Here is a 13380-nt window from a genome sequence, read left to right as displayed (position 1 = left end):
ACGACAGGCAGTGCCGCCTTGTCGTCGTGCGCAGCGGGATACTCAGTGCGCCGGGCTGCTCGCGGACGGCGCGGGGGTGGTTACGCTGGCCAGTGCGTGCGGCGAGAACTTGCCGCCGTAAGGCAGCACTTCGCTGGCCAGTTTCGGGTCGGCCTTGATCATGCCGATCGCGTCGAACAGGATGTGCGCGGTCTCCTGGAGCTGCGGGTCCTTGGCGTTCTTGGCGTCCTTCTCTTCCTTCAGCTCGCTCTTGATGCTGCGCTCGTTCGGGTTGAGGCCGTCGTCCAGCGTGCTGCCCGCCTCCGGCAGGGCCGCGTCGCTGCCGTCGATGGCGACGTGCCGCGCGCGGAAGGCGGCCTGCATCTGCTCCTGCTGCTTGCGTTCGGCTTCGCGGGTGGCCAGGTTCAGCGAGATCGTGGTCATGTCGCGCATTTTCTTGTACTGCGCCAGCTCGTCCAGCATCAGCTTCCACGCCGGCGATTGCGCCGCACGCTGGTCGTGCTGCTTGAGCAGCTGCGGCAGGTAGGCGGAGAGGTTCGCCACCGGCTGGTAGTCGGCCGGCGGAATCTGCGTCCACGGCAGCGCGTTGTCGTAGGTCGATTCGCCGAAGTCCTTCTCGTCGCCGTTCTTCGGGAACTCGATGTCCGGGGTGACGCCCTTGAGCTGGGTGGAACCGCCGTTGATGCGGAAGAACTCCTGGATCGTCATCTTCAGTTCGCCCAGCTGCGGCTTCTCGCTGTCGCCGGAGGCGAACTTGTCCAGGTCCACCAGGGTCTGCACGGTGCCCTTGCCGAAGGTCGGCTCGCCGATGACCAGGCCGCGGTGATAATCCTGGATCGCCGCGGAGAAGATCTCCGAGGCCGAAGCCGTGCCGCGGTTGACCAGCACCGCCAGCGGACCGCTCCAGGCCATGCCTGCATCGTCGTCGCCCTGCACCTGGACTTCGCCGTGCGAGCCGCGCACCTGCACCACCGGGCCCTTGTCGATGAACAGGCCGGTCATCGAATCCGCCTCGGCCAGCGAGCCGCCGCCGTTGTTGCGCAGGTCCACCACGATGCCCTGCACGCCTTCCTGCTTGAGCTCGGCGATCAGCTTGGCCACGTCGCGGGTGGTGCTGCGGTAATCCTTGTCGCCGGCGCTGCGCGCGCCGAAATCGGAGTAGAACGAGGGCAGGTCGATCACGCCGATCTTGCGGGTGACAGCGCCGTCCTTGATCTCGATGACCTTCTTGCTGGCCGCGGCATCCTCCAGGTTGATCTTGTCGCGCACCAGGGTGATCAGCTCGTGCTTGCCGTCCGGGCCGACATCGGCGGGCAGCACTTCCAGCCGCACCACCGTTCCCTTCTTGCCGCGGATCAGCGCGGTGACGTCGTCGATGCGCCAACCGACCACGTCCACCATTGCGCCCTTGTCGCCCTGGCCCACCGCCACGATGCGGTCGCCCGGCTTGAACTTGTGCGACTTCATCGCCGGGCCGCCGGGGATCAGCTTGACGATCATGGTGTAGTCGTCGCGCGACTGCAGCTGCGCGCCGATGCCCTGCAGCGACAGGCTCATCGCGATGTCGAAGTTGGCCGCCGCCTCCGGGCCGAGGTAGTCGGTGTGCGGGTCGGTGGATTCGGCGTAGGCGTTCATGAAGGTCTGGAACGCGTCGGCGCTGTTGATCTGCCGGATGCGGTCGATGTAGCCGCTGTAGCGCTTGTCCAGCGTCTTGCGGATGTCCGCGTCGTCCTTGCCGGCCAGCTTCAGACGCAGCCAGTCGTTCTTGGTGCGCTTGCGCCAAAGGTCCTGCGCGGCGGCCTCGTCCTTCGGCCAGGCGGCGTCCTTGCGGTCGACCTCGTAGCTCTCGTCGCGGCTGAGGTCGAAGCCGTTCTTCAGCAGCTCGCGGGCGTAGCTCATGCGCTGCACGGCGCGCTGCAGGTACAGGTTGAAGATGGCGAACGGCGCGGAGAGGTCGCTGTTCCAGATCGCGTCGTCGAACTTGCTCTTCAGTGGCGCGAACTTGTCCATGTCGGCCTGGGTGAAGAACACCTTGTCGCCGTCGAGCATCTTGAAATATGCCTTGTAGATGCGCGCGGACATCGCGTCATCCAGCGGCTGGGCGTCGTAGTGGAAGCGGGTCAGGAAGCGCGCGGACAGTTGCGCGGCCTGGGCCTGTTCGGCCGTGGGCTCCAGCGGCCAGGTGGCCGCCTTGCGCGGCTGGGGGCCGGCACCCAGGTCGGCCGCTGACTGCGCAAAGGCGCAGCTGGCGGAGAGAACGAACAGCAGGACCAGCGCGGGGCGAAGTTTCATGGGTGCTCTCAGGCGGATTCGGTGACGCCGGCGGCATGCGCCTGCAGGTCGGCGTGGTAGGACGATCGCACCAGCGGGCCGGAGGCGACGTGATGAAAGCCCATGGCTTCGCCGGCTTCGCGCAGCGCGTGGAATTCCTCGGGCGTCCAGTAGCGCAGCACCGGGTGGTGGTGCGGCGTGGGCTGCAGGTACTGGCCGATGGTGATCATCTCCACATCGTGGTCGCGCAGGTCGCGCAGCGTCTGCAGCACCTGCTCGCGGGTCTCGCCCAGGCCGAGCATGATGCCGGACTTGGTCGGCACCTGCGGGTGCTGCGCCTTGAAGCGCTTGAGCAGGTCCAGCGACCACTGGTAATCGGCGCCGGGGCGCACCTCGCGGTACAGATGCGGCACGGTTTCCAGGTTGTGGTTGAACACGTCCGGCGGGAATGCCTTGAGCACCTCCAGCGCCCGTTCCATGCGGCCCTTGCCGCGGAAATCGGGGGTGAGGATCTCGATGCGGATGGCCGGGCTGGCATGGCGCACCGCGCGGATGCAGCTGGCGAAGTGCGCCGCGCCGCCGTCGCGCAGGTCGTCGCGGTCGACCGAGGTGATCACCACGTACTTCAGCCGCATGTCGGCGATGGTCTGCGCCAGGCGCGCCGGCTCCAGTTCATCCGGCGGCTGCGGCCGGCCATGCGCCACGTCGCAGAACGAGCAGCGCCGCGTGCACACCTCGCCGAGAATCATGAAGGTGGCGGTGCCGTGGCTGAAGCATTCGTGGATGTTGGGGCAGGAGGCTTCCTCGCATACGGTCACCAGCGCGTTCTCGCGCAGGCGGGCCTTCAGCTGCTGCACCGCGTTGCCCTGCGGCAGGCGCACGCGGATCCAGTTGGGCTTGCGCAGGGTCGGCACGCTGGTGTCGAAACCGGCGCGGTTCAGCGCGATCTTGTCGCTGCCGAGCTGTTTCTCCACCGTGCCGGTGCCGGCCACGACCTGGATCGGAATGGATTTGGACAAGGGGGCGCTGGTTTCGCTCATGGGAGAGGAGTTCAGACCGCGGCGCGCGCGGGGAGTTCGGGAATCAGGGGGGCAGCGGGCGCGGCGACGAAGCCGAACTGGCGGCAGAACTCGTCGGCCAGCACCGTCTCGACGTCCGCCAGCTGCGACGGACCGCCCAAGTCTACCAGTTGCGTGACCGCCAAACCCTTGTAGCCGCAGGGGTTGATGCGTTCGAACGGCTCCAGGTCCATGGCCACGTTGAAGGCCAGCCCGTGGAAACTGCAGCCGCGACGCACGCGCAGGCCGAGCGCGGCGATCTTGGCCTCGCCCACGTACACGCCGGGGGCGCCTTCGCGGCGCGCCGCCGCCACCTGCCAGTGCGCCAGCGTGTCGATCAGCGCCTGCTCGATCCGCCGCACCAGCTCGCGCACGCCCACGCCGATGCGGCGCAAGTCGATCAGCGGGTAGCCGACGATCTGGCCGGGCCCGTGGTAGGTCACCTGCCCGCCGCGGTCGACCGGGATCACCGGGATGTCGCCCGGCGCCAGCACGTGCTCCATCTTGCCGGCCTGGCCCAGGGTGAACACCGGGTCGTGCTCCAGCAGCCACAGCTCGTCCGGCGTGTCGGCGGTGCGGTTGTCGGTGAACGCGCTCATCGCCTGCCAGGTCGCCGCGTAGGGCTGGCGGCCGAGGCGGCGGATGACCAGGGGCCGGAATTCGGGAGGGGGGGTTCGGGATTCGTGGTTCACGACGAGCTTGTGGCCTTGCAATTCTTCTGGTTCAAGAGCCGCCGAACCCATGCGACGCGGAGGCTCGGGACGCGGCTCTTGCGAATCCCCCATCCCGAATCCCGGCCTCACAACGTATACCGGACATCCGCATCGGCGCGCAGTGCGTGATGCGCTGCTTCGTACTGCTCGCGGTTGTCGCAGCGGAAGGTGACCGTGACCGAGACGAAATTGCCGGCGCCGGAATGGCGGTGACGCACGGTTTCGTGCAGCACGTGCAGACCGGCGCGTTCGAGCAGTTGCGGCACGTGGCGGGGCAGGTCGGCGCTGGCGCTGCCCACGGCGGTGATCTCGAACTCGCCGGGGAACTGGAAGCCCCGGCCTTGCCGCTTCGCCTTGTCGAAGTCGATCGGTTGCATCACTTGGCGCTCGGCGCCTGCTCGGTGTTGCCGGTGTCCTTGTGGAACCAGAGCAGGATGCTGTCCCACAGGCGCGAGAAGAAGCCACCCTGCGGCGCGTCGGCCAGTGCGACCAGCGGCACCGTCTGCAGCGCCTGGCCATCCAGGCTGATGCGCAGGCTGCCGATCTGCTGGCCCTTCTTGAACGGCGCGATCAGGGTCGAGGGGATGTCCATCACCGCCTTGAGCTTGTCGTACTGGCCGGTCTTGACAGTGACCAGCACGTCGCTGGCCACGCCGATCGGCAAGGTGTCCGCCTCGCCCTTCCACAACCGCAGCGTCGCCAGCGGCTTGCTGGTGTCGTACAGCTTGTGCGTCTCGTAGAAGCGGAAGCCGTAGTTGAGCAGGGCCATCGCCGAATCGGCGCGCGCCTTGTTGGAGCTGGCGCCCATCACCACCGCGATCATGCGCTCGTCGCCATGCTTGGCGGACGCCGCCAGGCAGAAGCCCGCGTCGGCGGTGTGCCCGGTCTTGATGCCGTCCACGGCCGGATCGCGCCAGAGCAGCTCGTTGCGGTTCTGCTGCTTGATGCCGTTCCACTCGTACGACTTGATCGCCGAGATGGCGTAGTCGTCGGGGAAGTTGTGGATCAGCGCGCGCGACAGGATCGCGACGTCGCGCGCGGAGCTGTAGTGGTTCTGCACCGGATAGCCGGAGGCGTTGGAGAAGTGCGAGTTGGCCATGCCCAACTGCTTGGCGTAGGCGTTCATCAGGTTGGCGAAGGCATCCTCCGAACCGGCGGTGTGCTCGGCCAGCGCGATTGCCGCGTCGTTGCCGGACTGCACGATCATGCCCTTGAGCAGGTCCATCAGCGGCACCTGGCTGCCCAGCTTGAGGAAACTGGTGGAGCCGTCGGTGCCGGCACCGCCGCCGCGCCACGCATGCTCGCTGATGGTGATCATGTCGCTGTTGTGGATGCGGCCGTTGGCGAGCTCGGCCGACACCACGTAGTCGGTCATCACCTTGGTCAGCGAGGCCGGCGCGCGACGCGCATCGGGATCCTTCGAGGCAAGTATCTGGCCGGTGGCGTAGTCCATCAGCACCCAGCTGGCGCCATCGACGTCCGGCGGCGGCGGCACCGGTGCGGCCGGCATGGCCGGGCGCGGCACGGGCGACGGATGGGGCGGGGTCTGCGCCATCGCGGCGCCGACCAGCAGGACGGCAACGGCGGCAAACGGCATCAGGGTGCGTCGAAGAAAGTTCATCGTGTTTTCGAGTCCGGTTTTTCGAGGATCGGCGTTGCGCGCGCCGAAGTGGCAAGGAAGCCTGCGCAAATCCTGCTCAGTCTACCGCGACCTGCGGCGAGGGCAGACCCATGCGTTCGATCCGGCGACTGACTTCGTCGGCGCGATCCACGCTGTCGAGCGGGCCGACCCGCACGCGGCGCAGGCGCTGGCCATGCGCCACGCCGTCGATCACCTGCACCGTGCCGAGGTCGGCCGCACGCAGGCGCCGGGCCAGGCGGTCGGCATTGGACGCGTCGGCGAACGCACCCACCTGCAGGTAGATTCCCGGGTGCCTGCCTGAGACCGCCTCCGGCGGCGGCAGTTCCTGCGCCGGATGCGCCGGGTCGATGCCGCGCACCTCGACCAGGCCGGTGCCCTTGGGCCAGATGCCGATCTTCACTGCCGCGGCATAGGACAGGTCGATCAGCCGGTTGTCGTGGAACGGTCCGCGGTCGTTGACCCGCACGACCACGCTCTTGCCGTTCTCCAGGTTGGTGACGCGCGCGTAGCTGGGCAGCGGCAGCGTGGTGCTGGCTGCGCTGAACGCGTACATGTCGTAGGTTTCGAGGTTGGAGGTCTTGTAGCCGTGGAACTTGTTGCCGTAGAACGAGGCGATGCCGCGCTCGTCGTAGCCGCGCGCCGTGGACAGCACGCGATAGGTCTTGCCGCGCACGCTGTAGGGCGACTTGTTGCCGTAGCGCGAGCGCGGCTCGGCCTTCGGCACCGGCTCGGACAGCTTGCTGACGTCGATCGGCGGCGGCACGCTGTCGCGGCCGTCGCGGTAGCGGCTCGATTGCGGCCGACTGAGGTCGTCGTGGATGCCACCTTCACCCGCGGGCGATGCCGTGCCGGACACGCCGCGATGGCCCGCGCCGGACGACGGCGACGGCCGGCTGCGCGGCCCGCTGCACGCGGCAAGCAGCGCGCTGGCCGCGAGCACGGCGGCGACCGCGGCGAACCTCACCGCGCCGCGTCCGCCTGCGCCACGCCGGCGGCGATCGCCTGCGCCAGCTGTTCGACGGCCATCGCGTACAACGGGCTGCGGTTGTAGCGGGTGATCACGTAGAAATTCTGGAAGGTGAACCAGTACTCCGGCCCGGCCGGGCCTTCGAGCTGCTGCAGGCTGGCGAGCCGGCCGGGGTCGATCCGCTGCAGCGGCGCGTAGCCCCAGGCCTCGAACTGTTCCAGCGGATGCTTCGGCATGAGCTCGTTGAGGTCGCTCGCGTGCGCCTTGGCATCGGGCTGCGCCCGCGCCGCCACCGGGGCATCGCGCTCCCAGCCGTACCCGTGCAGGTAGTTGGCGACGCTGGCCACGATGTCGTCGGCCGAATCGTGCAGGTCGATGCGACCGTCGTGATCCTCGTCAACCGCGTAGTCGCGGATGCTCGAAGGCATGAACTGGCCCCAGCCCTGCGCGCCGGCATAGGAACCGACCAGCGAGTCCAGCGGACCGGCCAGCTTGCTGGCGGGAAGCTCCAGCAGGGTCTTCAGCTCGTCGCGGAAAAAAGGCGCGCGCGGCGGGTAGTAGAAGGCCAGCGTCACCAGCGCATCGAGCACCTTGTAGCGGCCCACGATGCGGCCGTAATTGGTCTCCACGCCGATGATCGCCACCACGTATTGCGGCGCCACGCCGTACTCGGTCGCGATCCGGTCGAGCAGTGCGCGATGCTGCTGGTAGAACGCGATGCCGCCGTCGATGCGGGCATCGGTGAGGAAGATCGGGCGATAATCCTTCCACGGCTTGGCCTCGGCCGGGCGGCTGATCGCGTCGAGGATCGACTGCTGTTTGGTGGCGCCGTCGAGCAGCGCATTGAGCGCGGCCGGGCTCTGGCCGGTGTCGTGCGCCACCTCCTGCACCAGTTTCGCCTGCCCCGGATGGGCGGCCAGCGCGGTGTCCGTTCCAGCCACCCACGACAGCAGGACCAGCAGGCAACAGCACACACGGGACACGGGATGCACGGACATGCAAGGCCTTCGCAAAGGGAAAATCGAGGTCAGCGAGAGCCTACCATGCAAGCCGCGGCGACTTCGGCCCCACGCATGGCGCGCGCGGGGCGCGATTCAGATGTGGCTCTTGCGATTGGCATGGATCGACATCAGCACGCCGAAACCGGTCAACAGCGACACCGCCGACGTGCCGCCGTAACTGATCATCGGCATCGGCACGCCGACCACCGGCAGCATGCCGGCCACCATGCCGCCGTTGACGAACACGTAGACGAAGAAGCTCATGCCGATCGCGCCGGCGAGCAGGCGCGAATACGTATCGCGCGCCTCCATCGCGATCCACAGGCAGCGGCCGATGATGAACGCGTACAGCGCGATCAGCGCGCACACGCCGACCAGGCCGAACTCCTCGGAGAACACCGCGAAGATGAAATCGGTGGTGTGCTCGGGCAGGAAATCCAGCCGCGACTGCGTGCTGTGCAGCCAGCCTTTGCCGAACACGCCGCCGGAGCCCACCGCGATCTGCGACTGGATGATGTGCCAGCCATTGCCCAGCGGATCGGATTCGGGATTGAGCAGGGTCAGCACGCGATCGCGCTGGTACTGGTGCAGGAAGTGCCAGCCGATCGGGATCATGCCCACCACCGCGCCCACCAGCAATCCGATGCGCCACCACGCCATGCCGGAGAGGAACAGCGCGAACGCGCCGGCCGTGGCCACCAGCACCGCCGTGCCCAGGTCCGGCTGTTCGGCGATCAAGGCGGCAGGAATGGCGATCAGGATGCCGACCACCGCGATGTCCTTCCAGCCCGGCGGCAGCTGCCGCGGGTGGAGGTACCAGGCCACCATCATCGGCGTGGTGAGCTTGAGCAGTTCGGACGGCTGGAAACGCATCACGCCCAGATCCAGCCAGCGCATCGAACCGCGCCCTTCACCGAGGATCGCCACCACCACCAGCAAGGCGACGCTGACGGCGTAGAGGCCCGGCGTCCAGCTGCGCAGCACCGGGGGTGGAATGCGCGAGACCAGCAGCAGCAAGGCGCCGCCCAGCACGAAGCGCGCGGCCTGGCCGCCGACCAGGGCAAAACTTCGGTCGCCCGCGCTGTACAGCGTGGACAGGCCGATCAGGGCCAGCACGAACAGGCCGGCGGCCAGCGGCAGGTCGATCCGGCGCCGGGTCATCACCCGGTGCGCGAAGCGGCGCATGCGCGCGCGCAGCACGCCGATCATGGTTGCACCTCGCTGCTGGCGGACACGGGCACGTCCTCGACGACCGAGCCGGCCGGTGCCGGCGCGGCGGATGGGAGCGGTGCGGCATCCGGCAATCGCTCGGCGCCGGGCAGCACGCCCTGGTGGGTGGCCAGCCACGCATCGAGAATCTTGCGCACGATCGGCCCCGCCGCCGAAGCGCCCCAGGCGCCCTGCTCCAGCACCACGGCTACGGCGATCTGCGGGTGGTCGGCCGGCGCGTAGGCGATGAACCAGGCGCGATGGCGGGTGGCCAGATACGCGGTGTTGCGATTGGTGTCGTACGCGTCGCTGGTGCGCGAGTAGCGCTCGGCGGTGCCACTCTTGCCGGCGATCGCGTAGGGGAAGCCGTCGTTCAGGCCCTTGCCGGTGCCTTCGGTGATCACCGCGCGCATGCCCGCGTTGATCACCGCCCAGTCGCCGCGCTGGCGGATCAACGTGGCGCCCGGCGGATTGGGCAGCGGCTGGCGCTGCGCCTCGCCGACCGTGCTGGTGGCCATGCCCAGCCGCGGCAGGTACGGCACGCCACCGCCGGCCAGGGTCGCCACCGCATGCGCCAGTTGCAGCGGGGTAACCGCCCAGTAACCCTGGCCGATGCCGGCGATCACCGTTTCGCCGGGATACCAGGGCTGCTTGCTGTTGGCCGCCTTCCACTGGCGCGAGGGCAGGATGCCGTCGGATTCGCCGATCAGGTCGATGCCGGTCTCGCGGCCGAAGCCGAAGCGACTCATCCACTGGCTCAGCCGGTCGATGCCCATGTCCAGCGCCAGCTTGTAGAAATACGTGTTGGTCGACTTCTCGATCGCGGTGACCATGTCCACCGTGCCGTCGCCGCCGCGCTTGTCGTCGCGGTAGCAGCGCGTCTGCCCCGGCAGGCAGAACTGACCGTTGGAGAACACCGTGTCCGACGGCTTGCGCAGGCCCAGCTCCAGCCCGCCGAGTGCAAGGAACGGTTTCACCGTCGAGCCCGGCGGATAGACGCCCCGCAGCGCGCGGTTGTACAGCGGCTTGTCCGGGTCGGTGGTCAGCGCGCGGTAGTCGGCCTGGCTGATGCCGTTGACGAACAGGTTGGGATCGAACGTGGGCACGCTGACCATCGCCAGCACCTGGCCGTTGCGCGGATCGATCGCCACCGCCGCGCCGGGACGGCCCTCGAATGCCGCCTCGGCCGCCTTCTGGATGCGCGCGTCGATGCTCAGGTAGAGGCTGCGGCCGGGCGTGGGCGCATGGGTTTCCAGCACGTGCTGGGTGCGGCCATCGGCGTTGACCTCCAGCAATTCGTAGCCGGGCTTGCCGTGCAACACGTCCTCGTAGGAACGCTCCACGCCGCTGCGCCCGACATGGCTGGTGCCCTGGTAGCGATCCGCGTCCAGCCGCTGCAGGTCGTCGGCGTCGATGCGCCCGACGTAGCCGACCACGTGGGCGAACAACGGGCCGAACGGATAATGCCGGGTCAGGTAGGGCACCACGTCGACGTTGGGAAAGCGCCAGCGATTGACCGCGAAACGATCGATCTCGTCTTCGGTCAGGTGCATCTTCAGCGGCACGCTGTCGAAACGCCGGCTCTGCCGCAACTGCTTGTTGAACGCGTCGATGTCGTCCTGGTCCAGCGGCACCACCTGGCCCAGCCGCGCCAGCAGAGCGGGCATGTCCTTGACCTGCTCGGGCACCACTTCCAGCCGGAACGCCGGCACGTTGTCGGCCAGCACCACGCCGTTGCGGTCGTAGATCAGGCCGCGCGCCGGCGGGATCGCGCGCGGCTTGACCCGGTTGTTGGTCGAGCGGGTGGCGAACTCGTCGTGTCGCGCGACCTGCAGCACCACGTAACGCCCGACCAGCCCGCCCAGCCCCAGCAGGATCAGCACGAAACCCACCAGCGCGCGTCGACGGAACAGCGCGGTCTCGTCACGGACGTTCTTGAGCGCGCGGCGACTCTTCATCTCACCGGCTCATGCTTCATTGGATCCGCAGCCGCGCGCGCAGGTCGTCGAGCAACAGGAACAGGAACGGCCACAACGCCGCGCCGACGAAGGGGGAAATCCACCAGCTCGCCGGCGGCAGCGAAGCGCCGGCCAGCATGCGCACCAGCAGCAGCAGGAAGCGATCGTTGAGCAGCAAGGCCAGCACCGCCAGCGCCTGCTGCCACATCGGGAAGAAGCGCAATCGCGAACGGAATCGCACGGTGATGAAGACCAGCGCGCACAGCCGCAGCGCCTGCTCGCCGAGCAGCACGCCGTCGAGCAGGTCCGCAAGCAATCCCACGCCGAAGGCAAGGCCCAGGCTCACCCGGTCTTCCGCTTCCAGCGCCCAGTACAGCAACACCAGCGCCGGCCAATACGGCTTGAACGGCTCCAGCACGCCTGGCAGCGGCACCAGCATCAGCAGCAGCGCCGCGGCCAGCGTGCCGACGAACCACCACTGGCTCAGCCGCGCGCGACTCATCGCGGTACCCCGCCGGCCTGACCCGGGCGCACCGCCGGCGCGGCCACGCTGGCGGAAGCGGCCGGCGCCAGGACCTGCGGCGGACCTGCCGGAACGGGCAGGTCGGGCGGCCCCTTGGGTTCGGCCTGGTCGTGCAGCAGCAGTACATCGGTGCTGCGATCGAGGTCCGCCGCCGGCGTGGCCAGGGCGACCTGGAACATGCCGGTCGGCGCCGGCGCCACGCTGTCGATCCGGCCCACCGGGAACCCCGGCGGAAAACGGCCGCCGATGCCCGAGGTGAGCAGCTTGTCGCCAGCGCGCACGTCAGCCGCCAGCGGCAGGTTGGGCAGGCTCAGCTGGTCGCCGTCGCGCGAACCGTAGGCCACCGTGCGCAAGCCGGTACGCGCGATCGTCACCGGGATCGCATGCGAGGGGTCGGTGATCAGCATCACCACGGCAGTGTGCGGCAGCACGGCCTTCACCTGGCCCATCACGCCGTGGGCATCGATCACCGGCTGTCCGGGCTCGACGCCGTCGCGCGAGCCCATGTTCAAGGTCAGCTCATAACGGTACGCGCCGAGATCCACGCCGATGACCCGCGCCAGTTGCACGTTGAGCTTCAGGCTGTGCTGGGTATCGAGCAGCCGCCGCAGCCGTTCGTTCTGCTCGGCGACCGCGGCCATGCGGTTCAACTTGGCGTTGGCCAGCAGCAGGTCTTCGCGCAGGCGCTGGTTCTGCGAGGTCAGCAGCTGGCGATCGGCAAACGCGACGCCGAGGGTGTGCACCCCGGCCGCAGGCAGGCCGGCCAGCCGATAGACCGGCTCGACCACCGCCGAGGCGGCCGAGCGCAGCTGCCACAGCCAGCCATTGCGCTGGTCAAGCACCATCAGCACCACCGCCAGCGCCAGATAGACGATCAGCCGCAGCGTGCCGGCCGCGTTGCCGGCAAACAGGGGGGAAGAACCTTCGCGTGCGCGCGCCATCGCGGCCCCCGTTGCCGCGCGCTATTCGGGCGAGAAGAAGTCGCTGCCATGCTGATCGATCAGCTCCAGCGCCTTGCCGCCGCCGCGCGCCACGCAGGTCAGCGGGTCGTCGGCCACCTGCACGTGCAGGCCGGTTTCCTCGGAGATCAGCCGGTCCAGGTCGCGCAGCAGCGCGCCGCCGCCGGTGAGCACGATGCCGCGCTCGGCGACGTCGGAGCACAGTTCCGGCGGAGTCTGTTCCAGCGCCGACTTAACCGCCGCCACGATGCCGGCCAGCGGCTCGTGCAGCGCCTCGAGGATTTCGTTGGAGTTGATCGTGAACATGCGCGGCACGCCCTCGGCAAGGTTGCGCCCGGAGATCTCGATCTCCTTGACGTCGTCCTGCGGGAACGCGCAGCCGATCTGCAGCTTGATCCGCTCGGCGGTGGATTCGCCGATCAGGGTGCCGTGGTTGCGGCGCACGTAGTTGATGATCGCCTCGTCGAAACGATCGCCGCCGACGCGGGCGGACTGCGAGTAGACGATGCCGTTGAGCGAGATCACCGCCACCTCGGAGGTGCCGCCGCCGATGTCCAGCACCATCGCGCCGCGCGCCTCGTGCACCGGAATGCCGGCGCCGATCGCCGCAGCCATCGGCTCTTCGATCAGGAACACGTCGCGGGCACCGGCGCCTTCGGCCGATTCCTTGATGGCGCGGCGCTCGACCTGGGTCGAGCCGCACGGCACGCACACCAGCACGCGCGGGCTCGGCCGCAGGAAGCGCGACTTGTGCACCTGCTTGATGAAGTGCTGCAGCATCGCCTCGGTCATGGTGAAGTCGGCGATCACGCCGTCCTTCATCGGGCGCACCGTGGCGATGTTGCCCGGCGTGCGGCCCAGCATGCGCTTGGCGTCGCCACCCACCGCCGCGATCGTGCGCGGACCACCGGGGCCGCGGTCCTGGCGAATCGCCACCACCGAAGGCTCGTTCAACACGATGCCCTGACCACGCACGTAGATCAGCGTGTTGGCCGTGCCGAGGTCGATGGAGATGTCGTTGGAAAAGATGCCGCGGAACTTCTTGAACATGGGTCCGCCGTGGGTCGGCCAGGCTAAAC

Annotated in this window: 12 protein-coding genes; all 12 read right to left on the bottom strand. The window is 68.6% G+C overall.

Annotated features, from left to right (window positions below; all coding sequences use genetic code 11):
• Window positions 1–42 precede the first annotated feature (42 nt).
• Window positions 43–2292, bottom strand: coding sequence for a carboxy terminal-processing peptidase (locus ACVCL3_RS13605; protein ID WP_395120241.1), 2250 nt, complete (start codon window positions 2290–2292; stop codon window positions 43–45).
• A gap of 8 nt (window positions 2293–2300) precedes the next feature.
• Window positions 2301–3311, bottom strand: coding sequence for a lipoyl synthase (lipA, locus tag ACVCL3_RS13600; RefSeq protein ID WP_395120242.1), 1011 nt, complete (start codon window positions 3309–3311; stop codon window positions 2301–2303).
• A gap of 11 nt (window positions 3312–3322) precedes the next feature.
• Window positions 3323–3928 carry a lipoyl(octanoyl) transferase LipB gene (gene lipB, locus ACVCL3_RS13595; RefSeq protein WP_447099589.1) on the bottom strand — a complete coding sequence of 202 codons (606 nt, stop codon included), beginning with the start codon at window positions 3926–3928 and terminating at the stop codon, window positions 3323–3325.
• A 200-nt stretch (window positions 3929–4128) separates the two neighbouring features.
• On the bottom strand, window positions 4129–4419 hold the full coding sequence (locus ACVCL3_RS13590; RefSeq protein ID WP_395120244.1) for a YbeD family protein: 291 nt from the start codon (window positions 4417–4419) through the stop codon (window positions 4129–4131).
• On the bottom strand, window positions 4419–5663 hold the full coding sequence (locus tag ACVCL3_RS13585) for a D-alanyl-D-alanine carboxypeptidase family protein (protein ID WP_447099663.1): 1245 nt from the start codon (window positions 5661–5663) through the stop codon (window positions 4419–4421). Before ACVCL3_RS13585 ends, ACVCL3_RS13590 begins: the two co-directional genes overlap by 1 nt.
• A 76-nt stretch (window positions 5664–5739) precedes the next feature.
• The gene (locus ACVCL3_RS13580; protein WP_447099662.1) at window positions 5740–6648 is read right to left on the bottom strand and encodes a septal ring lytic transglycosylase RlpA family protein; all 909 of its coding nucleotides are present in this window, start codon (window positions 6646–6648) and stop codon (window positions 5740–5742) included.
• Window positions 6645–7649: a lytic murein transglycosylase B gene (mltB, locus tag ACVCL3_RS13575; RefSeq protein WP_395120247.1), complete on the bottom strand. Its 1005-nt coding sequence runs from the start codon at window positions 7647–7649 to the stop codon at window positions 6645–6647. The genes ACVCL3_RS13580 and mltB overlap by 4 nt, the downstream gene beginning before the upstream one ends.
• Window positions 7650–7745: 96 nt before the next feature.
• Entirely contained in the window at window positions 7746–8861 is a 1116-nt protein-coding gene (gene rodA, locus ACVCL3_RS13570; protein WP_447099661.1) for a rod shape-determining protein RodA, read from the bottom strand.
• Entirely contained in the window at window positions 8858–10819 is a 1962-nt protein-coding gene (mrdA, locus tag ACVCL3_RS13565; protein WP_395120249.1) for a penicillin-binding protein 2, read from the bottom strand. The genes rodA and mrdA overlap by 4 nt, the downstream gene beginning before the upstream one ends.
• Before the next feature lie 16 nt (window positions 10820–10835).
• Window positions 10836–11321: a rod shape-determining protein MreD gene (gene mreD, locus ACVCL3_RS13560; RefSeq protein ID WP_395120250.1), complete on the bottom strand. Its 486-nt coding sequence runs from the start codon at window positions 11319–11321 to the stop codon at window positions 10836–10838.
• Window positions 11318–12283 carry a rod shape-determining protein MreC gene (gene mreC / locus ACVCL3_RS13555; RefSeq protein WP_447099660.1) on the bottom strand — a complete coding sequence of 322 codons (966 nt, stop codon included), beginning with the start codon at window positions 12281–12283 and terminating at the stop codon, window positions 11318–11320. The genes mreD and mreC overlap by 4 nt, the downstream gene beginning before the upstream one ends.
• A 21-nt stretch (window positions 12284–12304) precedes the next feature.
• Window positions 12305–13351, bottom strand: coding sequence for a rod shape-determining protein (locus tag ACVCL3_RS13550; protein WP_395120252.1), 1047 nt, complete (start codon window positions 13349–13351; stop codon window positions 12305–12307).
• Window positions 13352–13380: the final 29 nt, after the last annotated feature.

It is taken from the genome of Rhodanobacter sp. UC4437_H4 (genome assembly GCF_052978425.1).
This window is presented reverse-complemented; position numbering and strand designations above follow the sequence as displayed.